We start from the raw sequence: 25,328 nt of genomic DNA on the forward strand, positions 1-25,328 counted from the left end.
CTAAAATAAGATGACCGAAACCACTCAGATAGCATCTGAATGGTTTCGGTCATCTTTAGTCTTTCCACAAAAACTCCGCCACTAATTTATCTACTTTACGATTCTCGTGTAACGCACTGTGTTGAGCTGTTTTGCCATCAACCTTCACAAATTCATAAGGCAATTGATATTTTTCAAATAAATAGTTCAGCGCCGCCACACTGGCCACGGGTACCGTTCCGTCACTGCCATTGTCTCCGTCGATATCGCCTGCGATATTCAGATATGGAACTCCTTGAGGAAATTTACTGAAATTGTCATCGTACTCCACAAAACGCGGCGCTGGCACTTGGGGACCTGTCTTGGCAATCTCCGCCAATTCCCGATCATCCTCATTAAAATCATTAAAGGGCGAACCGATAGTCACCACTTTACGAATGGTCACATCAGAGCCATCGATGCCAAAGTTAGCAAGGTAACGCATGATGCTCACCCCACCCATGGAGTGTCCCAATAAATTAACTTGTTTCGTTTGATACGTTTCACTTAAGTACTCAAGAACACGCTGAATCCATTCGGCTTGTTGCCATTCTTGGTTAGTATTGTCTTCAAAAATCACTTGAATCATTGGATTGCCTTCAGATGTCCACTTGCCATCTTCTGTAATATCACCTGTTGGACTGACGGTTAAAGTTACCGAACGCTCCCCATATTCATTCCGACTCAAACGCTGTAACATGCCATTGAAGGTTAATAAGGTGCCTTTATACCCGTGAAAAAAAAGAGTCGGGACATTACTTTTTTTAATTGACTCTTCGGTTGTCTCAGGTGTTACTTGGGCTTCTGGCTGGTTTTTTTTTACAGAACAAGCGACTAATACAACGCCACACACGAGACCTAATAACACCAAGGTTTTAACTGACTTGACTTTCATCTCTAACACGCTCCTATTTTTTAGACTACTACAAGATTAACGACTTAGCGCCCCACAAAAAGTGGGCAACTAGACGGTCTATTTGTTGATTTTCGTGCAATAAACTGTGTTGGGCCTTCAATCCCAGAACCAGATGCTCGCGATAACTTGCCACCTTCCCCTTAACAAGAAACCCCAAGGCTCGTGCGCTATCGACACTGACAAAGCCATCACTGCGGCTCCCATTTTTTAAATCGCCATAGACATTAAAAACCGCTAAACTTTTAGGAATACTTTTACGATATGTGTGAAAATAACGATAGGTCTCAGAGGCATGTACAGGGCCGTTGGGACCTAAATCATAAGCCGTGCGCCCAGATGAGTCCACGATTTCCCCATTAAAAGGAGCGCCGACTACGGCTAATTTTTTTACTCTTGGCAAACTGGGATCAAAGCTATTGTCAACAATATACCGCAAACCGGCGACGCCACCCATGGAGTGTCCCATCAAATAGACTTCCTCAATGCCTAAATGTTGCTTAAGCAAGAGCAAAACCTCTTTTACCCAAGCCCCTTGCTGCCACTCAGGCGGATCGCCTTCTTTAAAAATAACTTGAACTAAAGGATGCTTATGAGTCCGAAAGCTTTGCCAGTGTCCATTTAATTGCAACTTGCCGGCCTTCGATATTTCCACATCCAAGGCTTTGTACGCCACACCCTGTTTATCCCAACGGGCAATCATGCCACCTAAGGAGCGACGGGTGCCGTTGGTTCCATGAATCAACACTGTGGGAATGGTGGCCACTTCCTCACCAATGGTTAATTGTTTAAAGGAGGCCCGTTTTTGCAAGAATTGTTGCCCTTTCTTAAGAGCTAAGATACTGCCACTAACCAAAATAGCTCTTTTAAGCCACTTAGTTGATCCCATCTTCTCACGACCTTTCACTCTTCTCATACAAGCATAGCAAATTCCCCTTCAATTAACTATCATTTAAAATCTAAACGACCGCTTTTTAGCAAAATATTAATTTAATATCCCTTAAAGAACACAATCACTTCTCTAAGTGCTCTCCTTTAATCAGATATCCCTTCTACAACCTTTTAATTTATGCCTTCAGCAAATGAATTTTGGCGAAAGAAAAAAGCTACTGCCGAATAGTCAGACGAGTAGCTTCAGAGTATTATATTTTATCGATTTGCTCAAAATCTAGCTCAGTTGACGTTTCACGGCCAAACATGTCAATGTTAACTTTGAGTTTTTGACGTTCTAAATCAATTTCAGAAATTTCACCTGTTAAACCAGAGAAAGCTCCTTCAATAATTGTCACCACTTCGCCAACTTCCACGTCTAGCTCTTTATGACGCTTGCTTAGGCCAAGTTTACGTAAAATATGCTCAATTTCTTCATTTAACAACGGCGCTGGTTTACTTCCGGCACCATGGGAGCCAACAAAGCCAGTTACACCTGGTGTGTTACGCACGACATACCAAGAATCGTCTGTCATAACCATTTCCACCAATACATATCCAGGGAAAGTTTTTTTCATGTTTACTTTCTCTTTGCCATTCTTCACTTCACGTTCTTCTTCTTCAGGAACAACCACGCGAAAAATAAAATCTTCCATCCCCATGCTTTGCGCACGTGACTCGATGTTTGCTTTTACTTTGTTTTCATAGCCAGAATACGTATGCAACACATACCATTGTTTTTCAAATGTTTCCATTCCTAGCATCCTACTTTCTTGTAAAATAAAAAAACTTCAGCACTGTCCGAAGTTTTTCTCTCCGTCAATTATAGCACTAATTGCGTCAATTGGCTAGTTACTTAATTTGAAACTGATTTTATTAGAAAATAGTAGTCTATTGTGATAAAAATATGCTATTATCCGTAGTGAAGGAAAAAAGATAGTCGGGACACTCGACTTTTTACATAAAACGAATCTTTTAAAGGAGCACACACATGACACGAGTATTAAAGCAATATGCCACAACCATCCTCTTGCTGGCCGGTATTATTCTCGGTGGTTTAAGCGGTCTGGTTTTTGGAGAAAAAACGATGGTCGTTAAACCTTTAGGTGACTTATTTTTAAATCTGATGTTTATGATCTTAATCCCCTTGGTTTTTTTCAGTATTACGTCAGCTATCGCTAATATGACCGAAATGAAGCGACTTGGAAAAATTATCGGGGCAACATTCTTAGTCTTTTTGGGAACTGGATTTATTTCCGCCATTATCGGTTATCTAGGTGTTCTTGTAATGGATCCTCTAAAAAACATCGATACCACCAGCCTCGAAAAGCTAATGTCAACGGCGACTCAAGGAGAAACCACTTCCGGATCTGTTTTACAGAAACTAGTTGAAACATTCACTGTATCAGATTTTCAAGAGTTGCTTTCTAAAAATAACATGTTGGCTCTGATTGTGTTCTCTTTGTTAATCGGAGTCGGGACTTCTCTGGCTGGCGAAAACGGTCAGCCCTTTGCTAAATTTTTAGGCTCAGCAAATGACGTGATGATGAAAGTTGTTTCGGTCATTATGATCTATGCCCCCATCGGGTTAGGCTGTTTCTTTGCTACGACAATTGGTAGTTTAGGTGCTCAAATGATCACTGGCTACGCCCGAATCATGCTACTTTATTTGTTGATCACTGTGGTTTACTTTTTTGGTGTGATGTCCTTATACGCTTTGACAGCTGGTGGTAGACTAGGTCTTAAAAACTTCTGGCGAAACATACCACAACCGGCTATTACGGCGATAGCTACCAGTTCCTCAGCTGCTTGTATTCCGATTAATTTGACCAGTACCAAAGCCATGGGTGTGCCAGCCGATATTGCTGAAACAGTCATCCCTTTAGGGGCAAACACTCATAAAGATGGCTCTGTTATTGGTGGAATTTTAAAAATCGCCTTTCTGTTTAGCCTTTTTGAGAAAAACTTTAGTTCTCCTCAAAACATGGTGTCAATCATTCTCGGCGCTTTTTTAGTCGGCATGGTCATGGGGGCAATTCCTGGAGGTGGGATGGTTGCAGAAACCGTCATTATTACCTTGTTCGGTTTTCCGATGGAAGCACTGCCTTTGATCCTAATTATTAGTACGATTATCGACATCCCTGCTACGTTACTTAATTCATCTGGTAATACCGTCTCAGCCATGCTCGTCGCCCGGATTGTTGAAGGAAAAAGCTGGCTAAGTAGCCGCCACAACTAATGAACCAACGCAGAGTGCTAATTTTCCAATTTTCAAACCAACAAAAAAACCTCAAACAATTTTTTGTCTGAGGTTTTTGTTTTTAAACAAATAGATTAATGATCGCTTTAATTCCTAAGTCAACGACTGCAAAAAAGATAGCGAATAAAATCGTTGTTTGAATAACCGTTGAAACATCTTTACGTAACTGTTTGCCTGTTGGCCAAGTTACCACTTTCATCTCATCTCGGACACTTGCTAAAAACTTAAACATTCTTCTGACCTCCAAATCCTACTTAGTTTCTCTGTGTAATGTATGTTTCTGACAATATTTACAAAACTTTTTAATTTCAAGTCGTTCAGTGCGCTGTCCTTCATTGACAGCTTTAGAATAGTTACGAGAACCACAAACTGAACAGGCAAGGGAAGATTTCTTTGTTGCCACTGTTCACTTCCTCCATTCTATCTATTCTTTTACTAATCTACATTAACACCATTTTCTATACATGTCAATCGCTATCTCGATCTTCATAGGCTGGTTAACCAAGCTTTTCCTAGGGGTTTTGCGGTTTATATGGTAAGATAATAATAACAAAGCAATCACAATTGGAGGTTCTTTTTATGCTTATCAAACAAGTTTGTATCCGCAAACGTGACTTAACGACTGTTGATGAAATCTGTACCCTTGAAAACGCCCTCGACATCTTGGAAGAGTCAGGCTACCGTTGTGTGCCGATCTTAGATGAATCAGGTAAAATTTTCCGTGGTAATATCTATAAAATGCACATCTATCGCCATAAAGCTAACGGTGGTGACATGCAATTGCCGGTGACACATCTCTTAAAAAATGCCACCAAATTTATCTACTTAAATTCATCTTTTTTCAAGATTTTCTTTACAATCAAAGAGTTGCCTTATATCGCCGTTCTCGATGAAAACAATTACTTTTATGGCATTTTAACCCATAGTAAACTGCTAAATATTTTAGCTCAATCATGGAATGTTAAGGAAGGCCGTTACGTCATAACCGTCGCTTCTATTGGTCGTCGTGGCGACTTGGCTGCTATCTCTAAAATCATTTCAAAACATTCGGCCATCACCAGTTGTATCACATTGGATGTCGGCCAAGATGAGTTTATTCGCCGCATGCTTTTCACCTTACCAGCTGACACAGATGAAGCCACCCTTAACACGGTTATTGAACAGCTGGAACGGAAAGATTATAAAGTTGTCGAAGTGGAAGATTTACAAAAAGCATCAGAATTAAATAACTAAATAAGAAAAGCTGAACGAGGCGTTTAGCCCTGAAAGAAAAATAGCAAAATGTTTAAGTGATGCTCTTTGTCACTAAAATAATTTTGTCTTTTTTCCGAAGGGTTGCCTCGTGAAGCTGGATCCAAACTACGATATAGAGAAAGTTTTATACTTTCCTGTAGAGTAAGAAAAAAGGCCTCAAGGAATTTTCAATTTTCCTTGAGGTCTTTTTTAACTATTTGATCAAGCTGTAAATCGCATCAGCATATATGACAGTGGCCTTTACTATATCATCTACGGCCATAAATTCATTGGCTTGATGCATCGTGTCGATACTATCAGGGAACATCGCGCCATAAGCAACACCACGTTCTAATAAACGACCAAAGGTTCCACCACCAATGACTTTTTCAGCCCCTTTAAGGCCGGTATGTTTTTCATAAACATCTAATAAGGTCTTCACCAATGGATCGTCACCAGGAACATAGTGTGGCACTTGACCGCGAGATTCAGAGTCTATTCTGACATTTTCTCCAAGTTTCTCCCCAATTGTCTTTTCTAACCCTTCATGAGTAACACCTTTAGGGAAGCGAATGTTCAAGGTGATTTTATTGCCTTCTGAGGCATCAGCATGGAATTTAAAGATCCCTGGGTTCATGGTTAATTCACCCATGACTTCATCGGTGTGAGCAATCTCTAAAGCTGTCCCATTTGACTCTTCGTGTAAGTAGTTAGCAGCGGCATCAATAAAGGTTTGCCCGTCGCCGCCAAAGTCAAATCCTGCCAAAAAGACAGCCATAAAGGTCCCGCCATTGATGCCGGCTGCTGGACTGGCACCATGAGCCGATTTCCCGTTCACCACAATTGTGACAGTGGTGCCATTGACGTCAATTGTACCGGAAACAGGGTTCTTTTCAATAAAATCAAGGAAGCTAACTTCCATTTTCGCCCCTGCTTCGACTGAAGCTACTTCCACAACAGCACTTGCTGATTCAGGCACCATATTAGGACGAAGACCTGATTCAAAGCTGACCAAACGATACTCGCCGGCATTGGTGCCGCCGACGTTTACATTGATGTTAGCCATGCCTTTTTCGCCATTGATAATCGGGAACTCGGCATCTGGTGCAAACCCAAAGTCAGGTTTTTCTTCCACTTCCAAGTAGCGGTTCATACAGCTCCAACCACTTTCTTCATCGGTTCCGATAATAAAACGAACCCGTTTTGAAATCGGCAGCTCCAACTCTTTAATAATTTTCAGAGCGTAATAGGCTGCCACACTTGGGCCTTTATCGTCACTGGAACCACGAGCATATAATTTACCGTCGCGAATTTCTGGTTTAAATGGATCCGTGTCCCAGCCAGTTCCCACAGGTACCACGTCCACATGACCAAAAATCCCCATAGTTTCAGTTCCAGCACCATACTCTAAATGGCCTGCCAAGTTATCAATATTTTTAGTGATGAACCCATCACGTTCGCCAATTTCTAAAAAACGCAAAAGGGCCTCTTTGGGGCCAGGTCCAACCGGTGCATCAGCTGTTGCTTTATCGTCTTCTCTGACACTCGGGATACTCAATAAATCAAATAAATCCTTAAACAAATCATCTTTTCGTGCATCTACTTCTTTTTGCCAATCAATTGTCATTTTATCCACTCCTGTCTGTTTTACTACTTCCTCTATCATATCATTTATAGCCAAAAAAAGCTTTATGAAACAGTCTACTTTTCCACTGCCAGTCCTAATAACGTCTGCTCTTCTGTTGTTAACTCACGGTATTGCCCAGGAGTCAATAAAGGATCAAGGCTAAGGGCTCCCATCGTTTCTCGGTGAAGTTCTGTGACTTGCTTGCCCACTGCTTCAAACATCCGTTTCACTTGATGGTATTTTCCTTCAGTGATAGTTACCTTGATCTGTGAGGTCTGCTTCTCCAAGTTAACCGAAATAATTTCCAGTTGGGCTGGTTGACACGCTTCATTACCTGAGATCATCACACCATCGGCAAAGCGTTGGCAATCCTCTGCTGTCACAACCCCATTAATCGTTGCTGCATAGCGCTTTGAGACGTGTTTTTTCGGTGAAAGTAAATTATGACTGAAATCACCGTCATTTGTAATCAGCAATAACCCTGTTGTCTCTTTATCCAAACGTCCAACAGGAAATAAATCTCTTCGGTAGTCGTCTTTTGCAAGCAAATCCAAAACCGTACGATGGCTGACATCTTCTGTTGCCGAAATAACTCCTTTTGGCTTGTGCAAAAGATAGTAAAAATAGGCTTGATAACTAACTAATTGATCACCTACAGCTATTTGATCAGCGACTTCTGACACATTGATTTTCCCATCTTTTACTTGCTGACCATTGACGGTAACTTGACTTTTTTTAAGCAGTTGCTTGACCTCTTTTCGGCTGCCAAAACCGCTGTGACTCAGTAATTTATCTAATCTCATTGTGGTCATCCTTTCCAACAAAAGAAAGAACACCTTAAAAAGATGTCCTTTTCACATATTTTATTTAAAGAGGTTTAATCTTCAAGCGACGGCGGATACCAGCCACCCGATCGCCTAACAATTTATCTGCTAGCTTCACTTTTAAGGCCATATAACCGTAAAGTCCGCCACCTACAACTGCCACAAGAATCACAATGATAAACGATTGCGTTTTGCTAGTCGGGCTTATCATCAGATACAGAATCGTTCGTGTTAACCAGGCTGCTAAGGTCATAACTAGGCTTAACAAGGTAATTAACAACGTTCTTCTGGCCGTTAAACTGACATTAAATTTCGTGATTTTACGAATCTCTCGCGTTGTTAGATAGGACGCCACAATAAACCCAATACCTGTGGACAACAACGGACCATAGACTTCAAATAACCAAATAAATGGATACTGTAAGACCACTTTGACAAGAAAACCAATCCCCAAATAAATCATGGCCTTTTTATTTTCATACAGACCTTGAAGCGTCGTCGAAACCAGCATGTAATACCCTAAAATGATCCCCACATAACAGGCCTGAACCAATACAGAGGTACCTAACACATCGTGTTCATAAAACAAGGTGTTAAGTGGTTCCGCTAAAATAACCATCCCCCAAGTGGCTGGAATCATCACAAAGAAAAACAACTGAAAGTTATCGCTAATTAATTTAGCCACACCTTTGCGATTTTTAATCGTAAAAGCTTCCGTCACTAAAGGTAAGCTGGTAACTGATAGCGATGTCGCTATTGAAATGGTAATCATCGTTAACTTATCTGGATTAGCACTAAAAATAGTAAATAACTCTTTGACTTGCCTGTCCGTATAATTGGTTAGTTGATACATAATACGTTCAAAGGTATACTGATCAAAAATCTTAAAGATTGTAATAGCTGATCCAATGATGATAAATGGAAATGCTTGAATCATCATGTCTTTTAAGAGATCATTCGTGGATATTTTTAACTGATTATTGCTATTAGCCTCTAAAACTTTCAATTTACCAGAATAACGTTGGTAAAACCATAAAAGGGCTGCTAAAGCTGCCAACATGCCGATAAAGGCCGCAAAGGTTGAGTGGGTAACGGCTTTAACGTAGTTACCATCTCGTACTTGCATAATAATATAGGTCGCTAAAAGCATGTAAAGCACCCGTGCGAATTGCTCCACCATTTGGGACACTGCTGAAGGCATCATGTCGTGATACCCTTGGAAAAAACCACGAATTACACTCATACATGGGAAAATTAGCAAGGCCACACTTAAAGCCCGCATGACGGGAATCAAGTCTTGGTCACCGGCCGCTAATAGTTTCGCCGCAAAAAACATAACCCCTGCGAAAGCCACCCCTAAACCAGCCATCATCATCATAGATTTTTGGAATAATTTTTTACTTAAGCCGTACTCATTTAATGAATTATAGTGTGAGATTTGTTTGGCTATTGCCCCTGGAATCCCTGCTGTTGCAATCATTAGAAATAAAGCGTATATATTGTAGCCTTTAGTAAATAAGTTATTAGCTATTTTGGCATTTTCGCCCATCATGGCATACCAAGGTATGATGTAAATAGCGCCCATCAATCTAGAAACAACACTACCAACTGTCATCCAGATTGAGCCACGGACCATTTTTTGCTTTGATTCAATATCTTTTTGTTCAAAATTCTCATTTGGAATTTGCATTGATCATGTCCAACTTTCTCACAATTCTAGTCTCTCAATTAAGAATAGTCCTTTTCACACTCGCATTACTCATTTTACCAAATTAATCGCTTTTCGTTAAGAGCGATTATGTGATTTTATTATTTATTTATGAATAGACGATACCGTTTTACAATAAATATACCTATAATAATTACATTATAAGCTAAAGCCATCAAAAAAACTATGGCAAAACAATTTTCCAATAGTTCTATTATACGTGAAAAAAGGAAGAAAGCATAGCGCTGTCAAAAAATGTTGATACAAACCCCTTTTTAATGGCACAAAGAAAGAATACCCCTTTGTCTACATCGGAGTATTCTTTCTTTTATTAACCACTTATCTCTTAATTCGCCACAATATTTACCAATTTATTCGGAATAACTACAACCTTACGGATAGTTTTCCCTTCAGTTTGTTCCTTGATGAGCTCATGGTCCAAAGCGAGAATTTCTAATTCTTCCTTCGCCATGTCACGAGGAATCGTCGCTTTAGCTCGGACTTTGCCATTCACTTGGATGACAATTTCAATTTCATCTTCAACCAAATGTGCTTCGTCAAAAGTTGGCCAAGGCGCATACGTCAAGCTGCCTTCATTACCAGTGATTTCCCATAGTTCTTCGCTAATGTGCGGCGCAATCGGCGCCAACAATTGAATAAACCCTTCCACATATTCATAAGGTAAAACCTCTTGCTTATTGGCTTCATTCACAAAGACCATCAACTGAGAGATTCCCGTGTTAAAGCGGAGATTCTCGAAGTCTTCCGTGACCTTTTTGACCGTTTGGTGATAAACCTTCGTCAATTTACCGTCATTAAAGGTCGTAATCCGATCCCGCATTTTATCGTTATCGTCCACCAACAATCGCCACACTCGATCCAAGAACTTGCGACTGCCTTCCAGACCATTTTCATTCCAAGCAATGGCTGCATCAAGTGGCCCCATAAACATTTCATACATCCGCAAAGTGTCTGCGCCATATTTGGCAACGACATCATCTGGATTTACCACATTGCCTTTTGATTTTGACATCTTTTCATTATTGCTCCCAAGAATCATGCCTTGGTTATACAATTTTTGGAATGGTTCTTTCGTCTCCACAATGCCGATATCATACAAGAATTTATGCCAGAAACGGGCATAAAGCAAATGCAAGACAGCATGTTCTGCCCCGCCAATGTAAATATCAACTGGCATCCACTCTTTTAGTTTCTCGGGACTCGCAATAGCTTCTTTGTTGTGAGGGTCAATAAAACGCAAGTAATACCATGAGCTTCCCGCCCACTGAGGCATAGTATTCGTCTCACGACGGCCCTTCATGCCTGTTTCTGGGTGAATCACATTGACCCATTCTTCAATGTTTGCCAATGGGGATTCACCCGTACCACTTGGATGAATATCCGTTGTTACCGGCAGTTTAAGCGGTAGCTCTTCCACTGGAACGGCCGTCGTTGTGCCGTCTTCCCAATGAATGATCGGAATTGGTTCTCCCCAGTAACGCTGACGTGAGAACAACCAGTCACGCAAACGATAGCTAATTTCCGTCTTGCCGACCCCTTCAGCCTCTAGCCATTTGTTCATCTTAACGATCGCTTCTTCTTTACCCAAACCATTTAAGAAATCAGAATTGATATGAGGACCATCTCCCACATACGCCTCAACTGACACGTCGCCACCTTCGACAACTGGGACAATTTCCAAACCAAATTGTTGCGCAAACTCATAGTCGCGAGGATCATGAGCTGGAACCGCCATAATCGCTCCGGTACCGTAAGTTGCCAAAACGTAATCCGAGATCCAAATCGGGATTTCTTTGCCATTTACTGGGTTAATAGCATAGGCCCCAGTAAACACGCCTGTTTTGTCTTTCGCCAAGTCAGTTCTTGCTAGTTCAGACTTTTTACCTGCTTCCTCAATATAAGCTGTCACAGCCGCAATTTGCTCAGCCGTTGTAATCTCTTGAACCAAAGCCAGCTCTGGCGCCAAAACCGCATAGGTTGCGCCAAACAGCGTGTCAGCACGGGTGGTAAAGACGCTGAAATCTTTATCAGAGTTAGCTACTTTAAAGGTCACATTTGCCCCTTCAGAACGCCCAATCCAATTTTTCTGCATCTCTTTAATACTATCTGGCCACTCAACCTCTTCCAAATCATCAATTAAGCGGTCAGCATATTGGGTGATTCGCAACATCCATTGCTTCATCGGCACACGGTAAACTGGATGATCACCACGCTCAGACTTGCCGTCGATCACTTCTTCATTAGCCAAGACCGTTCCCAAAGCTGGACACCAGTTAACAGGTACTTCTGCTTCGTATGCCAGTCCTCTTTCAAACATTTGCACGAAGATCCATTGCGTCCATTTGTAGTACTGAGGATCGGTTGTGTTAATTTCACGGTTCCAGTCGTAACTAAAACCAAGAGAGTTGATTTGACGGCGGAAGACTTCAATATTTTTTTGAGTGAATTCCGCGGGATCATTTCCTGTGTCCAAAGCATATTGTTCAGCAGGCAAGCCAAAGGCGTCCCAGCCCATTGGATGAAGCACATTGTAGCCTTGACTGCGTTTCATCCGAGCTAGAATATCTGTTGCTGTATACCCTTCTGGATGCCCAACATGTAGCCCCTGTCCTGATGGATACGGAAACATATCCAATGCATAAAATTTTTCCTTGTTAGGCTCTTCTGTTGTATTGAACGTATTGTGTTTCGCCCAATATTTTTGCCATTTTTTTTCAATTGTTTTGTGTTGATATGACATTTACTTTCCTCCGCTCATTTTTAACAGACAGTGCTGTTGGGTGCTTACTTGCCATCAGTTTACCATTTTTCTGATGAAAAGATTAGCAAGTTTACTCGACTTTTCTGTGAATTATCAATAAATCTACAAAAAAAGTCCTATAAAAGCGGACTAATCTGCTTTTATAGGACGTCGTTTACTAACGTGGTACCACCTATTTTTGTTTAAACGGTAGCGTTTAAACCTCTAACATGATAACGGGTGTGCCCCGGTTTAGCCTTATCAACCAAACGACTCTGAGGTAAGTTCAAAAGAGTTCCAGGCACATTTCCACCAACCATGTGCTCTCTCAACTGTACGTCTTTTTACTACTCCCCATCACTGTCTTAATGACCTTATACTAACAAATTCCCCGAGATTCTGCAAGAGGCAACTACTCTTCTTCACGTCTTACTTCACTCTCAAGCTTTGGCCAACGTAGATCGCGTCCCCTTTAAGATTGTTCCACGTTGTCAGTTGCTTAACACTCACCTTGTGCTTGTTAGCAATCGACCACAAAGTATCACCAGAGACAATCTTATACGTTTGACTGGTTGCTGTCGATGTGCTGCCACCTTTCACCGCTAACTTCTGACCAATATAAATCGTGTCACTGGTTAGCTTGTTCCACGATTTCAAGTTAGTTACACTGACTCCATGACGACTGGCAATGCCTGTTAAGGTATCACCTGAGACAACCGTATAGCTAGCAGTGCTTGTCGGAGTACTTGACGTATTGTTACTAGTTGTGCCACTACTTGAACCAATACTTAACTTTTGACCCACATAAATCGTGTCACTGGATAATTTATTCCAAGACTTGATGTTAGCCACTGTCGTATTGTACTTGCGAGCAACACTTGATAAGGTATCCCCTGACACTACTGTGTAAGAATTGCCCGTTGGGGTTGTCGTAGTTGAACTATTGGCGGTACTGCCTTTAACACTTAGTCGCTGACCGACATAAATAATATCACCAGATAATTGGTTCCACGATTTCAAATTCGCAACGGTCACGCCATATTTCCGAGCGATGCTCGACAAGGTATCACCAGAGGCGATGGTATGGGTTGTTCCGTTTGTAGTGGTCGTTCCTGAATTAGTTGAACTACTGGCTCCTTTGACGCTTAACTTTTGGCCAACATAAATAATATTACTTGATAGATTATTCCATGATTTCAAGTTTTCCACGGTCACGCCATATTTGCGGGCAATACTTGACAACGTATCACCAGAAACGATGGTATGAGATGTTCCACTGGCTGTACTACCAGTATTTCCTGTGGTCCCACTACTCGTTCCTTTAACGCTTAGTTTCTGCCCTACATAAATGATATCACTAGATAAACTATTCCAAGACTTTAGATTAGCTACTGTCACACCGTATTTGCGGGCAATACTTGACAACGTATCACCGGAAACGACTGAATAAGAGGTTGCACTTGGCGTCGTGGTGCCAGAGTTATTATTACCGGTACTCGTGCCACCTGTCGCTTTGACATTTAATTTCTGTCCCACATAAATCGTATCACTTGATAAACTGTTCCACGATTTTAAGTTAGCGACTGTCACGCCATATTTGCGGGCGATACTTGAGAGGGTGTCCCCTGCTACCACCGAATAGGAGGTTGCACTTGGCGTCGTGGTGCCAGAGTTATTATTGCCTGTGTTCGTGCTACCTGAAGCTTTGACATTCAGCTTTTGCCCCACGTAAATCATGTCGCTGGTTAAACTATTCCAATACTTCAAGTTAGCCACGGTCACACCGTATTTGCGGGCAATACTCGACAACGTATCACCAGACACCACACTGTGGCTTGTTCCGGTACTCGGTGTGGTTGTCCCACCGGTATTCCCACCTGTGCTGCCACCGTTGCCCGTACTAGGAGCCGTTACAACTAATTTTTGCCCCACATAGATCAAGTCACTGGTTAAACTATTCCACGATTTAAGATTAGCCACGGTCACACCGTGTTTTCGAGCAATGCTCGACAGGGTATCACCAGATGCAATTGTATAAGTCCCATTGCTTGGTGTCGTAATGGAACCATTACCACTTCCCGTATTCTCTCCTGTATTGCCGCCAGTGTTCCCATTGCCACTTCCTGGCGTATCAAAACGGGTTAAATTGTTGTTTTCAATAATCGTATTTAACTTGCCAGCATAACCTGGGTCTGTCGCATAGCGTCCTGTTAGCCAAGCCGTTGCATCTCGATAGGAGTTAGTGTTACTCTTCCAAGCCCCACTGTAAAAATAGACCCCTGATTGAAATGATGTATTTTTTAGGACATAAGCATTATCTTGCAATGATTCTGTATGGGATGGGTATTTACGGAACTTGGCCGTCACTGTGACCCATTTGCCATTGTAGACTTCTTGGGTTCGCATCTCCACATACTGACCATTGTATGACCCTTTAATCCCAAATAAATTGTGATTAGGTGACACCGAGAGAGCGCTGTTTCCCCAAGCACTTTCTAAAATAGCTTGAGCGATCATGACAGAGGCGTATAAATTATTAGCAGCTGCAACACTTTGTGCTTGAGCCCCGACCTGCTCAATAAACGCACTCGGTGTAACACTTCTCATCATCATAGAGGCAGACATCACATTGCTGGCTGGCTCTGGCGCTACTTCTTCCGAACTACTTTCAGTTAGCACCGAAACTTCCGTTGAGTCAACTGTCGGTGTTGGCACTTCTGATGGTTCTGTCTCTGAGCTTAGAGCGCTATCTGATTGACTGACCTCCGTACTTTGCTGAGTCGTTTGTTCAGTTTGTTCGACTGCCCCTTGACTCACCTCGTTACTGTCCAGTGTTTTCGGTTCTAATTCATTCATTTCATCTGCTTCAACTTTTGCGGCAAAAGTCGGGATTACGGCTGCTGTTAACATCGCCGTTGTTCCAAATAAAGAAACCCCTTTTTTGAAAGGAGCGAGTAATTTTAAGGTCGTTTGTTTGTTTGTTTTTCTCCGGTGCTGTTTCTCATTCATCTTTGTAATCTCCTCCTTTTTTTGTTCATTTTTCAGTCTAAAACCATAGTATTAGTATACACTATTCTGAGTGACAATAAAAATAAATATATGTATATCTAATCGGATTGTTAAGAGGTTGTAACATTCAACTAGTGGGGGCTTTTTTGTAACATAATCACTTGTTCAAAAAACACTCGTATACATATCCATCTGTGTACCGACTTGCCCTCATACTTTAGGCCGATTTTTGGTCTAACCTATTGTTTAATCGGTACTTAGGCGATATATTTAAGGTAACAAGAAATGAAGCGAGACGCTTTTAAGATATTATTACCTGAGAATCGAGGAGCAGATATGAATAAAGAGCACTTTTTAACCGAATTAAAAATTCATTTAAAAGCACTACCTAAACAACAGCTGGCCTATATCTTACAACTTTACGGCGAAAAATTTGACAAGCAGTTGGCAGAAGGTCAATCAGAAGCGGCTATTTCTAAATGCTTAGGCAATCCGCGAGAAATTGCAGAAGAAATACTAGAAGAGTTTGGCATCTCTGCTGATGAGGCAAGTACGCCTCATGATGAGTGGCAAGAATTTACTCAAAATACTAATCGTGACCAACCTAATGCTACCTATGGTTACTACCAAAATTACGACGCTACTTATGAAAGAGGACCCAAGAAACAATCATTTTTCGTACGGTTCTGTCAAGTAGCTGGCGTGCTACTTTTTAATTTTCTATTTATGATTTGGATGATCATCGGTGGCTTGGCCTTACTCTTCGGGTTATGGATAGCCACGATTGCGTTCCTTTTAACACCAGCTATCGGCGTCTTTAGTTTCTTCGCCACTTCTGGTGCCTTTGCCATGACAGCTCTGTTTATCACCTTGTTCACTTGTGGCCTTGGGTTTATTGGCTTGGCCATTATGGTGCCTATCACCACTTATTCCTTCCGTTTCATCAAATATTACACGAAATGGAACATCAACACGTTACGGGGGCGACACTAATGAAAAAGAAAGTTATTGGCTTCGCCGTATTCGGTTTAGTTTTAGCAACGGTGGGAGGAATCGGTTCAGCCGTTTATTTCCCGAAAGCAGAAAAGCAAAGTCGAACATCGATCGATGAACGCTATCAAGTGAAACAAAATAATAAAAACTTAGAACTCTCCATCAAAGGCAATATTGACTATCGCTTCACAGAATCAAGTGATCAGGATATTCATATTTCCGGAAAAGCTCATTCGGTTATGAGCGAGCAACGTTTTACTTGGAAACCCGTAGAATCCGGTGATAAAACCCTCGTTGAGGTTGCATTTACTGAAACGGGCGAATATCAAAATTACATTCAACTCGGTTTTTCTCAATTTGTGACGATTGCCATCCCAACTTCTTTTGAATCTATTACCATCAACGGTGATAAGGATAGCAACGTCAACATTAGTGACTTAAAGACAGCTGACTTAGTTCTCAATATAGACAGTCATGACTACACTCATTTATCTAATCTAACACTTGATAATTTATCCGTGACTGCCAAGGCTGGCAGTGTCAGTTTGGATAACATTAAAGCACAGGAAAAAGTCAGCTTAAAAGGAGACCAAGGATACTTCTCGCTTTACGACAGCCGCGCGGAATCGTTCACTGTCGAAAGTGTTGATGGACAGGTTGATTTGAATGATTTGACAGGTGACAGTACCGTCAAAACAGAGGGTGGCTTTGTCACACTCGCTTCTTTGAAAGGGAAAACTTCTGTTGAAACAATCGATGGCTACATTGATTGGGAAGACAGCAAATTGACCGATGATTTACAAGTGAAGACCACTAGCGGAAATATTCGCATCAACCTAGAGCGCCGGCCAAATAACTTTACCATTACAACTAAAAGTAATAATGGTACCGTTAGACTTTTTGGAAAAGAAAAAAAATCTCTGAAAAAGGGCAGTGGCGGTCCCACTTTGACTTTGGAATCTCTCCACGGTGACATTCGTGTCGACGATGAGGATAGTGAGTACGATGAGTACACTGATGACGATTTCGATGAGACCCTTGACGATGTTGAAAATGAGATCACAAATGCCATTGAGAACAACTTTTAAAAAATTCTAAAAGTAACGACACCCATTAAATCGTGTCGGGAAATATGCTATAATGTAAAAGGCTCTTTAGTTTCTAAACTAGAGGGCTTTTTCTTAGGTCTTATGTAAGTGATAAACGACCTTTGAAGCACCACAAGAAATTAGTTCTCCACTGAAAGGGCGTTCCTATTATGAATCCAACTAAAAATCTCTACTGGCACTTCGCCGCGAGTTGTTGTTTAGTCATTTTTGTTATTTTAGGTTACACGGTTAAATTTTACGAAGCTACTCTCACTTTTATTGATCAACCGATTAGTGATGTGATTCGAGCTAATATGACCGATGGTAAATCGACTTTTTACATCGCGATAACCCAGCTAGGTAGTGGCACTGTCATCGCTGGACTCGTTTTGGTTGTGTCCCTTGTTTGCTGGTACCGCAAGTACTTAAGTGAAGCCTTGTGGTTAATCATCAACTCGGCCTTAATAGCAGGTGTCGGGAATTATTTAATCAAATTCGCCTTCCAACGCCCTCGTCCCAGCGTTCCCCATCTGGTCACTGAAACGCACTTCAGCTTTCCCAGTGGACACGCCATGGGCAGTATGCTCTTTTATGGTACGTTGATCGTTATTTTGCCTATACTGATCTCTAACCCGCGACTTCGACTAGCAGCTCAAATTTTACTGGGCCTTCTTATTTTACTCGTTGGCATCAGTCGGATTTATGTCGGGGTTCATTACCCAACAGATATCCTTGGTGGCTATCTATTGGGCGCTGCTTGGATTTTAGGGACTTATCCAACCTTCCAAAAACGTCGATTCATCTGGCGTTTTCAAGGTAAACAAAAATAGAAGAAGGTAATCACGTGACAAACTTTAACTTTACATCTGATCCTAATAAACGCTATCACACTTGGAATTACGCCTTGCGAGAAACCTTTGGTGAAAAACTTTTTAAAGTACCTATCGACGCTGGTTTTGATTGTCCTAACCGTGATGGCACTGTCGCTAAAGGGGGCTGTACGTTCTGTAGTGTATCTGGCTCAGGCGACATGATCATTGCTCCGACAGCCCCTTTGCCTGAACAATTCCATCAGGAAATCACGCGTATGCACGCAAAGTGGCCTGGTGTCACACAATACTTGGTCTACTTTCAAAATTTCACCAATACCCACGGGTCCCTGGAAACTATCCGTCATCGGTTTGAACAAGTCTTATGCCAACCTGGTGTCGTTGGGATTTCCATCGGCACTCGACCCGACTGTTTACCTGATGATGTCGTTGATTATTTGGCTGAGCTCAATCAACGCTATTATTTATGGGTGGAGCTAGGGTTGCAGACAACCTATGAAGAAACTAGCCGTTCAATCAACCGTGCCCATGATTATCAGACCTATTTAGATGGTGTCGCAAAACTACGACAACATCAGATCAGAGTTTGCACTCATTTAATTAACGGTTTACCTGGCGAGACAGACGCCATGATGATTGAAAATGTCAAACGAACCATTCTTGACTCCGATATTCAAGGAATTAAACTCCATCTCCTTCACTTGATGACCAACACTCGCATGGTTCGGGATTACGTGGAAGGTCGTCTGACTTTGATGGACCGAGAGCGGTATGTGTCGATTATCTGTGATCAGCTTGAGCTGATTCCACCTGAAATTGTGATTCATCGACTGACAGGCGATGCGCCCCGAGATAGTATTATTGGGCCGATGTGGAGCCTGAAAAAGTGGGAAGTTTTAAATGCCATTGACGACGAACTAACACGACGAGATAGTTATCAAGGTCGATTTAATTGCCGAGAGGAGGTCCGTCATGTTGCCAACCGCACTCCATTATAGTCATCAATTATTACGTGAGATCATCGTCCCTGGTGATACAGTGATAGATGGCACTGTGGGAAATGGACACGACACTTTGTTTTTAGCTGATTTAGTCGGTTCTCAGGGACATGTTTACGGTTTTGATATCCAAGGTCAAGCGATTGATACAAGCCAGCAAAAGCTCATTAAAGCCGGTTTAACAGCACAAACCACCTTGTTGCATCAAGGTCATGAAACGATCCCGCAAGTCTTAGACGATCATGTTACTGTAAAAGCGGCGATCTTTAATCTCGGCTACTTACCTCAAAGCGATAAAACGATTATCACCAAAAAAGAAACCACTCTAACCGCCTTAGATAGCTTACTTCCTAAACTGGTTGTTGGTGGTCGGGTTATCATCGTGATTTATTACGGGCACGAAGGTGGAGAAATTGAAAAAGACGGGGTGTTGGCTTTTGTCAAAACAATCCCCCAACAAGATTATAACGTCCTGTCCTATCAATTTATTAATCAACAAAATAATCCGCCAATTTTGATCGCTATTGAACGCAAAAAAGCTTCGCATCCCTAGGATACGAAGTTTTTTTACTTTATAGGAAAGTATAAAACTTTCTCTATATCGTAGTTTGGCTCCAGCTTCACGAAGCGTAGTAGCATCACTTAAATATATTACTATTTTTCTTAATCCTTATGAATCAAACGCTCTGATTTTTGGAACTGATTTAATAAAATCGCCACAACTAACAAAATTACTCCGACAAAGTAAACACTATGAAGCCCCTTGTACAGAATTTCCCGTAAGGGTTCGATAACATCAGCTGCCAGTTCCCCTAAGGTTTCCCGATTGGATAACTGATCAATCATATCCCGAGTCAGGCCTAAATCAGCATTAGCAGCAATTTCATTGTTCAGATGGTTATTCAAAATTACCCCAAAAATGGATACCATAATCGTTTGTCCCAAGGTACGCATTAATGTATTAAAAGAAGTGGCTACCCCAACATTGTCATGGGAGACGCTGCTTTGTGCTTTAACTGTTGAACCTGTAATCGTAATCCCTAAACCAATACCCGTAAATCCAGAAATTAAACAAAATGCCCAAAAAGGTGTTGACACCGGCGCATTAGCTAACATTAAGCCACCAATGATAATGATAACCAACCCTATCGTTAATGCACGCTTAGTTGTGGTTTTTTCCAATAGACGTCCAGCCAGTAAGGAACCGATGATCCAAGTGAAGGATAGTGGCGCTAAAGCCATCCCTCCTAAAGCTGCCTTTAACCCTAGAACCCCCTGCATCCACATCGGAATATACACATCAATCCCCATTAAGAAGCCACTGACGAGAGCGGCAATAATATTCACGATCATAAACGTTTTATTTTTAAATAAATCCAATGAAATAACCGGGTCCTTTGCTCGTTTTTCAATAAAAACAAACAATAAACAAAAACCGATCGCGATTCCAAAAGATAAGACACTTGCTAAGCCAAATCCAGTGCCTTCACTAAGTGTTTGAAATCCGTATAGCAATGCTAATAAAAACATCATCAACGACAAACTACCGGCGACATCAATTGGTTGTTTGTCATGCTCATTTTTGGGCTCTACCAAAAAAATCATGATTAAGAACACTAAAATAATACCGATTGGTACATTGACAAAGAAAATCCAATGCCAGCCAATTGTATCCACAATAAAGCCACCACATAAAGGCCCAACAACACTCGCAATCCCCCAAAAAGCACTGCTCAACCCTAAAACTTTCGCACGCTTGTCAATTGGATATATATCAGCAATAATGGTTAAAGCCACCGGCATAATTGCCCCAGCGCCGATTCCCTGAATCGCTCTAAAAATAATCAATTGCAGCATGCTACCTGAAATTCCACAGAGCGAAGAGCCGATTATAAAAACCACTATCCCAAAAAGAAAAATTGGCTTGCGGCCAATTCTATCAGCTAATTTACCATAAACAGGTGTCATCATGGCATTGGTCAATAAATAAATTGAAAAGACCCAGCTCATAATTTCGCCACCCTTAAGTTGTCCCGCAATCGTCGGCATCGCCGTCGAAACAATTGTCGCTTCAATCGCCGTCATAAATGTTGCAATAAAAACCGTAAGCGTCACAATTTTAACGTTTGTTTCCTTTTGTTTCATCATTTTTTCCATCACCCTTTACATTTCTATCCCTTAAAAATAGCGACTCTTAATAAAGGAATTAACCTTTACTAAGAGCCGCCTCTGTTACTCTGCTAAACTAGTCTTAAGAGCCTCAACTTTATCCGTTCGCTCCCAAGTGAAATCAGCATCTGTACGACCAAAATGTCCATAAGCTGCCGTCTTTTGATAGATCGGTCGTCTTAAATCAAGCATCTCAATAATGCCTGCGGGACGTAAATCAAAATTCTCGCGAATCGCGTGAATCAGTTTTTCTTTTGAAACAGTTCCGCTTCCAAAGGTATCAATCGAAATCGAAACAGGTTGTGCTACCCCAATCGCATAAGCCAATTGGACTTCGCACTTTTTAGCAATCCCTGCTGCCACAATGTTTTTAGCAATATAGCGGGCTGCATAACTGGCCGAACGGTCAACTTTTGTGGCATCCTTACCGGAAAAAGCACCGCCACCATGGCGAGCGTAACCGCCGTAGGTATCCACAATAATTTTACGGCCCGTTAAGCCTGAATCCCCTTGAGGTCCGCCAATAACAAAGCGTCCCGTTGGGTTAATGTAATATTTTGTCTGACCGTCAAGCAACACGGCCGGTATCACTGCCTTAATAACTTTTTCTTGCACATCACGTTGAATTTGTTCAAGCGTCACATGCTCATCGTGTTGCGTACTGATCACCACTGTATCCACGCGTAGCGGCTGACCCTCTTCATCATATTCCACTGTCACTTGTGACTTAGCGTCTGGTCGTAAATAAGCCAACGTCTCGTCTTTACGTAAATCGGCTAACTTTTTAGTCAATCGATGACTTAAGGAAATAGCTAAAGGCATTAACTCAGGCGTTTCATCACAAGCAAAGCCAAACATTAGCCCTTGATCTCCTGCGCCGATATCATTTTCCTCATTAGTGCGTGTCTCCAAGGCATCGTCCACCCCTTGAGCAATATCTGGTGACTGTTCATCAATGGCGACCATTACCGCACAGGTATCTCCGTCAAAGCCATACTTAGCACGAGTGTAGCCAATCCCTTTGATCGTTTCTCTGACCACTTTTTGAATATCCACATAAGCCGTCGTTGAAATCTCACCAAAAACTAGAACCAACCCCGTCGTTACTGAGGTTTCACAAGCTACTCGAGCCATTGGATCTTCAGTCAATAAGGCGTCCAAAATAGCATCACTGATTTGATCTGCTATTTTATCAGGATGGCCTTCTGATACAGACTCTGATGTAAATAAATATTTTTCTCTCACTTCTCTATTCCCCCTCTTAATTTTCGGTTACAAGGCATTTTTAAAGGCATTGCCAATAAATCCTATCGGGAATCTTGCAACATTCCTAGTATATCAAATTTCAAAACTAAAAGCACTTGTTTTTCTCTGTAACATAAGATTAACTTGACCTACGCCAAAAGTTCTACTACCATTAATGAATACTTAAAAAGTGAGGTACGTATTTTAATGACACCAAAACCAATTTCTCATACCCTAGCCTACCCTCTATTAATTGCTGTTTTACGAACGTTAATGGCCATTTTGCCTGGCTTGTTATTAGTAGAAGATCGTGTAGATATATCCTTTGCCCTTGTGCTTTTAATTCTATATTTAGTGTTGTCAGAGGTGTTCCAAGTCCTTATTCAACAAACCCACGCGAGCGATCAGTCTTTTTCACTTAATCTCTACATAGGAAAAGTGGTCATTGGCATCATTTGCATCTGGATTATCACCAATAAACTAGCACCGCAATACGGGATTATTTTATTGATGTACGAGATTTTTCAATTTTTTATTTTTTCTGAAAAATACAACTATCAGGAAACCATCTTATATACTTGTTTAAATGCTTTTTTTAAAGGAATCGTCTTTAATCTTGTCATTAGTATTCACTATCCCTATGCCTTTAAACCTTTTTATTTTTGGTCGTATGTCTTTAGTTTTTTAATCGTATTAATCGGCACATTTTTAACACAGTCCTTGTATGCTAGACGTGATCAAAGTGGTACCTTTAATCGCTTGAGCCTTTTTTCCTTTTTATTTTTGATTGGCTTTCTCGCTTATCAGGTCTATATGAAACACTTGAACTGGCTGCTATTATTACCGATTATCATAACAATTTTCTTAGCGACTTGGTTTATCCTCCGACATAATAACCGAAAAAAAAGAGAGCTCACATTGAATGCAGCCCTCTTACTAATTCTCTTCATCTACTATATTTGAAAGCTACCACTGTTTAACTGAACAGTGGTTTTTTAATCAAAAAAATAAGAGCAACATGCTCTAAATGACCCGTACGGGAATCGAACCCGTGATACCGCCGTGAAAGGGCGGTGTCTTAACCGCTTGACCAACGGGCCATATAAAAATAAGTAACTATTAGTGGGCCTAAATGGACTCGAACCATCGACCTCACGCTTATCAGGCGTGCGCTCTAACCAGCTGAGCTATAGGCCCTAATCCGTTTTTTTGCAAAAAAAAACGAGAGCGGGTGACGAGAATCGAACTCGCGACAACAGCTTGGGAAGCTGTGATTTTACCACTAAACTACACCCGCTTAGATGGCTCAGGACAGAATCGAACTGCCGACACACGGAGCTTCAATCCGTTGCTCTACCAACTGAGCTACTAAGCCTTACCTTAATTTTAAAAATTAAAACGGTCTGGACGGGACTCGAACCCGCGACCTCCTGCGTGACAGGCAGGCATTCTAACCAACTGAACTACCAAACCACTGTTTTAACGTGTTGCGTCACTATTGATGCTAACTTTAACTTGCGTTAAAGCAATTGCGGGGACAGGACTTGAACCTGTGACCTTCGGGTTATGAGCCCGACGAGCTACCAACTGCTCCACCCCGCGATATTATTAAAAAGGAGGATAAGGGATTCGAACCCCTGCACGCTTTTACACGCCTGACGGTTTTCAAGACCGTTCCCTTCAGCCAGACTTGGGTAATCCTCCGACTTACTATAATGACCCGTACGGGAATCGAACCCGTGATACCGCCGTGAAAGGGCGGTGTCTTAACCGCTTGACCAACGGGCCTAAAAAAATAAAAAATACGGAGAAGGAGGGATTTGAACCCTCGCGCCGCTTTCGCGACCTACACCCTTAGCAGGGGCGCCTCTTCAGCCACTTGAGTACTTCCCCAAATCCAAAAAATAATGGGCCTAAATGGACTCGAACCATCGACCTCACGCTTATCAGGCGTGCGCTCTAACCAGCTGAGCTATAGGCCCATATCTCTTATACTTTAACACTTGGTTAAAATATAAGCGGGTGATGAGAATCGAACTCACATCATCAGCTTGGAAGGCTGAGGTTTTACCACTAAACTACACCCGCATTAAATTTGTAAAACGGTCTGGACGGGACTCGAACCCGCGACCTCCTGCGTGACAGGCAGGCATTCTAACCAACTGAACTACCAAACCACTGTTTTAACGTGTTGCGTCACTTTTGATACTAACTTTAACTTGCGTTAAAGTAATTGCGGGGACAGGACTTGAACCTGTGACCTTCGGGTTATGAGCCCGACGAGCTACCAACTGCTCCACCCCGCGATATTGTTAAAAGAAGGAGGATAAGGGATTCGAACCCCTGCACGCTTTTACACGCCTGACGGTTTTCAAGACCGTTCCCTTCAGCCAGACTTGGGTAATCCTCCATATTTTCTTAATGGACCTTGTAGGACTCGAACCTACGACCGAACGGTTATGAGCCGTTTGCTCTAACCAACTGAGCTAAAGGTCCAGGTTTACCAGGCAAAAAGAATCGCGGCAGAGGGGATCGAACCCCCGACCTCCCGGGTATGAACCGGACGCTCTAGCCAGCTGAGCTACGCCGCGTGACTATGAAAATCGGGAAGACAGGATTCGAACCTGCGACCCCTTGGTCCCAAACCAAGTGCTCTACCAAGCTGAGCTACTTCCCGTAAAAAATGTTGCAATGCACCCAAGAGGAGTCGAACCTCTAACCG

19 protein-coding genes, 17 tRNA genes, 1 pseudogene, 1 riboswitch and 1 other annotated feature are annotated in these 25,328 nt (G+C 41.9%); of the genes and pseudogenes, 8 read left to right on the forward strand and 29 right to left on the reverse strand.

Features of this window, described 5'->3' with window-relative positions:
- Positions 1–55: 55 nt before the first annotated feature.
- From I6N95_RS05330 to nusG, 3 genes are all read right to left on the reverse strand, one after another.
- Positions 56–913, reverse strand: a complete 858-nt coding sequence (locus I6N95_RS05330) for an alpha/beta fold hydrolase (protein WP_209525363.1) — start codon at positions 911–913, stop codon at positions 56–58.
- A 28-nt stretch (positions 914–941) separates the two neighbouring features.
- The gene (locus tag I6N95_RS05335) at positions 942–1,847 is read right to left on the reverse strand and encodes an alpha/beta fold hydrolase (protein WP_209525364.1); all 906 of its coding nucleotides are present in this window, start codon (positions 1,845–1,847) and stop codon (positions 942–944) included.
- A gap of 226 nt (positions 1,848–2,073) precedes the next feature.
- Positions 2,074–2,616, reverse strand: coding sequence for a transcription termination/antitermination protein NusG (gene nusG, locus I6N95_RS05340; RefSeq protein ID WP_209525365.1), 543 nt, complete (start codon positions 2,614–2,616; stop codon positions 2,074–2,076).
- Positions 2,617–2,852: 236 nt separating this feature from the next.
- On the opposite strand from nusG, the gene I6N95_RS05345 reads away from it, so the two are divergent.
- On the forward strand, positions 2,853–4,100 hold the full coding sequence (locus I6N95_RS05345) for a dicarboxylate/amino acid:cation symporter (RefSeq protein ID WP_209525366.1): 1,248 nt from the start codon (positions 2,853–2,855) through the stop codon (positions 4,098–4,100).
- Positions 4,101–4,182: 82 nt separating this feature from the next.
- On the opposite strand, the gene secE is transcribed toward I6N95_RS05345, so the two are convergent.
- Both secE and rpmG read right to left on the reverse strand, forming a co-directional pair.
- Complete coding sequence (gene secE / locus I6N95_RS05350) at positions 4,183–4,353, reverse strand: preprotein translocase subunit SecE (RefSeq protein ID WP_209525367.1); 171 nt, start codon at positions 4,351–4,353, stop codon at positions 4,183–4,185.
- A gap of 18 nt (positions 4,354–4,371) precedes the next feature.
- Positions 4,372–4,524, reverse strand: a complete 153-nt coding sequence (rpmG, locus tag I6N95_RS05355; protein ID WP_209525368.1) for a 50S ribosomal protein L33 — start codon at positions 4,522–4,524, stop codon at positions 4,372–4,374.
- Between the two features lie 176 nt (positions 4,525–4,700).
- On the opposite strand from rpmG, the gene cbpA reads away from it, so the two are divergent.
- Positions 4,701–5,354 carry a cyclic di-AMP binding protein CbpA gene (gene cbpA, locus I6N95_RS05360; protein WP_209525369.1) on the forward strand — a complete coding sequence of 218 codons (654 nt, stop codon included), beginning with the start codon at positions 4,701–4,703 and terminating at the stop codon, positions 5,352–5,354.
- Between the two features lie 214 nt (positions 5,355–5,568).
- Here cbpA and pepV read toward each other — a convergent pair whose 3' ends face one another.
- The 5 genes and pseudogenes from pepV to I6N95_RS05385 form a co-directional block, all read right to left on the reverse strand.
- Complete coding sequence (pepV, locus tag I6N95_RS05365) at positions 5,569–6,981, reverse strand: dipeptidase PepV (RefSeq protein WP_209525370.1); 1,413 nt, start codon at positions 6,979–6,981, stop codon at positions 5,569–5,571.
- Between the two features lie 74 nt (positions 6,982–7,055).
- The gene (locus tag I6N95_RS05370) at positions 7,056–7,784 is read right to left on the reverse strand and encodes a pseudouridine synthase (protein WP_209525371.1); all 729 of its coding nucleotides are present in this window, start codon (positions 7,782–7,784) and stop codon (positions 7,056–7,058) included.
- Between the two features lie 64 nt (positions 7,785–7,848).
- Entirely contained in the window at positions 7,849–9,495 is a 1,647-nt protein-coding gene (locus I6N95_RS05375) for a putative polysaccharide biosynthesis protein (RefSeq protein ID WP_209525372.1), read from the reverse strand.
- 364 nt (positions 9,496–9,859) lie between these two features.
- Entirely contained in the window at positions 9,860–12,274 is a 2,415-nt protein-coding gene (leuS, locus tag I6N95_RS05380; RefSeq protein WP_209525373.1) for a leucine--tRNA ligase, read from the reverse strand.
- A gap of 161 nt (positions 12,275–12,435) precedes the next feature.
- Positions 12,436–12,644: a binding site (T-box leader), on the reverse strand.
- A gap of 587 nt (positions 12,645–13,231) precedes the next feature.
- Positions 13,232–15,283: pseudogene (locus I6N95_RS05385) on the reverse strand (LysM peptidoglycan-binding domain-containing protein); the annotation flags it as partial.
- A gap of 336 nt (positions 15,284–15,619) precedes the next feature.
- Here I6N95_RS05385 and I6N95_RS05390 point away from each other — a divergent pair.
- From I6N95_RS05390 to mnmM, 5 genes are all read left to right on the forward strand, one after another.
- Positions 15,620–16,276 carry a DUF1700 domain-containing protein gene (locus I6N95_RS05390; protein ID WP_209525376.1) on the forward strand — a complete coding sequence of 219 codons (657 nt, stop codon included), beginning with the start codon at positions 15,620–15,622 and terminating at the stop codon, positions 16,274–16,276.
- Entirely contained in the window at positions 16,276–17,364 is a 1,089-nt protein-coding gene (locus I6N95_RS05395) for a DUF4097 family beta strand repeat-containing protein (protein WP_209525379.1), read from the forward strand. The genes I6N95_RS05390 and I6N95_RS05395 overlap by 1 nt, the downstream gene beginning before the upstream one ends.
- Positions 17,365–17,534: 170 nt before the next feature.
- Positions 17,535–18,194 (forward strand): phosphatase PAP2 family protein, encoded by a 660-nt coding sequence (locus I6N95_RS05400; protein WP_209525381.1) that lies wholly within the window; start codon positions 17,535–17,537, stop codon positions 18,192–18,194.
- 14 nt (positions 18,195–18,208) lie between these two features.
- On the forward strand, positions 18,209–19,192 hold the full coding sequence (gene mnmL, locus I6N95_RS05405) for a tRNA modification radical SAM protein MnmL/YtqA (RefSeq protein ID WP_209525383.1): 984 nt from the start codon (positions 18,209–18,211) through the stop codon (positions 19,190–19,192).
- Positions 19,167–19,745 (forward strand): tRNA 5-(aminomethyl)-2-thiouridylate-methyltransferase MnmM, encoded by a 579-nt coding sequence (mnmM, locus tag I6N95_RS05410; RefSeq protein ID WP_209525385.1) that lies wholly within the window; start codon positions 19,167–19,169, stop codon positions 19,743–19,745. The genes mnmL and mnmM overlap by 26 nt, the downstream gene beginning before the upstream one ends.
- A 110-nt stretch (positions 19,746–19,855) precedes the next feature.
- Here mnmM and I6N95_RS05415 read toward each other — a convergent pair whose 3' ends face one another.
- Positions 19,856–21,337: an MDR family MFS transporter gene (locus tag I6N95_RS05415; protein WP_430727527.1), complete on the reverse strand. Its 1,482-nt coding sequence runs from the start codon at positions 21,335–21,337 to the stop codon at positions 19,856–19,858.
- Between the two features lie 87 nt (positions 21,338–21,424).
- Entirely contained in the window at positions 21,425–22,606 is a 1,182-nt protein-coding gene (gene metK, locus I6N95_RS05420) for a methionine adenosyltransferase (RefSeq protein WP_209525389.1), read from the reverse strand.
- Positions 22,604–22,691, reverse strand: a riboswitch (SMK box riboswitch). It overlaps the preceding gene by 3 nt.
- A gap of 122 nt (positions 22,692–22,813) precedes the next feature.
- On the opposite strand from metK, the gene I6N95_RS05425 reads away from it, so the two are divergent.
- Positions 22,814–23,569, forward strand: a complete 756-nt coding sequence (locus I6N95_RS05425; protein WP_209525391.1) for a hypothetical protein — start codon at positions 22,814–22,816, stop codon at positions 23,567–23,569.
- A 65-nt stretch (positions 23,570–23,634) separates the two neighbouring features.
- Here the strand turns inward: I6N95_RS05425 and I6N95_RS05430 are convergent.
- The 17 genes from I6N95_RS05430 to I6N95_RS05510 form a co-directional block, all read right to left on the reverse strand.
- Positions 23,635–23,706 (reverse strand) — tRNA-Glu (locus I6N95_RS05430).
- Between the two features lie 23 nt (positions 23,707–23,729).
- Positions 23,730–23,803: transfer RNA gene (locus tag I6N95_RS05435), tRNA-Ile, on the reverse strand.
- 29 nt (positions 23,804–23,832) lie between these two features.
- Positions 23,833–23,903, reverse strand: a tRNA-Gly gene (locus I6N95_RS05440).
- 5 nt (positions 23,904–23,908) lie between these two features.
- Positions 23,909–23,981, reverse strand: a tRNA-Phe gene (locus tag I6N95_RS05445).
- A 24-nt stretch (positions 23,982–24,005) separates the two neighbouring features.
- Positions 24,006–24,079: transfer RNA gene (locus I6N95_RS05450), tRNA-Asp, on the reverse strand.
- A 56-nt stretch (positions 24,080–24,135) separates the two neighbouring features.
- Positions 24,136–24,208: transfer RNA gene (locus I6N95_RS05455), tRNA-Met, on the reverse strand.
- Between the two features lie 12 nt (positions 24,209–24,220).
- A tRNA-Ser gene (locus I6N95_RS05460) sits at positions 24,221–24,310 on the reverse strand.
- Between the two features lie 12 nt (positions 24,311–24,322).
- Positions 24,323–24,394: transfer RNA gene (locus I6N95_RS05465), tRNA-Glu, on the reverse strand.
- 17 nt (positions 24,395–24,411) lie between these two features.
- A tRNA-Ser gene (locus I6N95_RS05470) sits at positions 24,412–24,499 on the reverse strand.
- Positions 24,500–24,514: 15 nt separating this feature from the next.
- A tRNA-Ile gene (locus I6N95_RS05475) sits at positions 24,515–24,588 on the reverse strand.
- Between the two features lie 35 nt (positions 24,589–24,623).
- Positions 24,624–24,694: transfer RNA gene (locus I6N95_RS05480), tRNA-Gly, on the reverse strand.
- Positions 24,695–24,709: 15 nt separating this feature from the next.
- A tRNA-Asp gene (locus I6N95_RS05485) sits at positions 24,710–24,783 on the reverse strand.
- 56 nt (positions 24,784–24,839) lie between these two features.
- Positions 24,840–24,912, reverse strand: a tRNA-Met gene (locus I6N95_RS05490).
- 14 nt (positions 24,913–24,926) lie between these two features.
- A tRNA-Ser gene (locus I6N95_RS05495) sits at positions 24,927–25,016 on the reverse strand.
- A gap of 12 nt (positions 25,017–25,028) precedes the next feature.
- Positions 25,029–25,102: transfer RNA gene (locus I6N95_RS05500), tRNA-Ile, on the reverse strand.
- Positions 25,103–25,123: 21 nt separating this feature from the next.
- Positions 25,124–25,197 (reverse strand) — tRNA-Met (locus I6N95_RS05505).
- A 12-nt stretch (positions 25,198–25,209) separates the two neighbouring features.
- A tRNA-Pro gene (locus tag I6N95_RS05510) sits at positions 25,210–25,283 on the reverse strand.
- Positions 25,284–25,328 lie beyond the last annotated feature (45 nt).

The organism is Vagococcus allomyrinae (assembly GCF_017829975.1).
In the GTDB taxonomy this organism is placed as follows: domain Bacteria; phylum Bacillota; class Bacilli; order Lactobacillales; family Vagococcaceae; genus Vagococcus_D; species Vagococcus_D allomyrinae.

Bases quoted from the DNA above. Each gene is read 5' to 3' on its own strand.
- I6N95_RS05330 (WP_209525363.1), bottom strand. From the start codon at position 913: ATGAAAGTCAAGTCAGTTAAAACCTTGGTGTTATTAGGTCTCGTGTGT.
- I6N95_RS05335 (WP_209525364.1), bottom strand. From the start codon at position 1,847: ATGAGAAGAGTGAAAGGTCGTGAGAAGATGGGATCAACTAAGTGGCTT.
- nusG (WP_209525365.1), bottom strand. From the start codon at position 2,616: ATGGAAACATTTGAAAAACAATGGTATGTGTTGCATACGTATTCTGGC.
- I6N95_RS05345 (WP_209525366.1), top strand. From the start codon at position 2,853: ATGACACGAGTATTAAAGCAATATGCCACAACCATCCTCTTGCTGGCC.
- secE (WP_209525367.1), bottom strand. From the start codon at position 4,353: ATGTTTAAGTTTTTAGCAAGTGTCCGAGATGAGATGAAAGTGGTAACT.
- cbpA (WP_209525369.1), top strand. From the start codon at position 4,701: ATGCTTATCAAACAAGTTTGTATCCGCAAACGTGACTTAACGACTGTT.
- pepV (WP_209525370.1), bottom strand. From the start codon at position 6,981: ATGACAATTGATTGGCAAAAAGAAGTAGATGCACGAAAAGATGATTTG.
- I6N95_RS05370 (WP_209525371.1), bottom strand. From the start codon at position 7,784: ATGAGATTAGATAAATTACTGAGTCACAGCGGTTTTGGCAGCCGAAAA.
- I6N95_RS05375 (WP_209525372.1), bottom strand. From the start codon at position 9,495: ATGCAAATTCCAAATGAGAATTTTGAACAAAAAGATATTGAATCAAAG.
- leuS (WP_209525373.1), bottom strand. From the start codon at position 12,274: ATGTCATATCAACACAAAACAATTGAAAAAAAATGGCAAAAATATTGG.
- I6N95_RS05390 (WP_209525376.1), top strand. From the start codon at position 15,620: ATGAATAAAGAGCACTTTTTAACCGAATTAAAAATTCATTTAAAAGCA.
- I6N95_RS05395 (WP_209525379.1), top strand. From the start codon at position 16,276: ATGAAAAAGAAAGTTATTGGCTTCGCCGTATTCGGTTTAGTTTTAGCA.
- I6N95_RS05400 (WP_209525381.1), top strand. From the start codon at position 17,535: ATGAATCCAACTAAAAATCTCTACTGGCACTTCGCCGCGAGTTGTTGT.
- mnmM (WP_209525385.1), top strand. From the start codon at position 19,167: ATGTTGCCAACCGCACTCCATTATAGTCATCAATTATTACGTGAGATC.
- I6N95_RS05415 (WP_430727527.1), bottom strand. From the start codon at position 21,337: ATGAAACAAAAGGAAACAAACGTTAAAATTGTGACGCTTACGGTTTTT.
- I6N95_RS05425 (WP_209525391.1), top strand. From the start codon at position 22,814: ATGACACCAAAACCAATTTCTCATACCCTAGCCTACCCTCTATTAATT.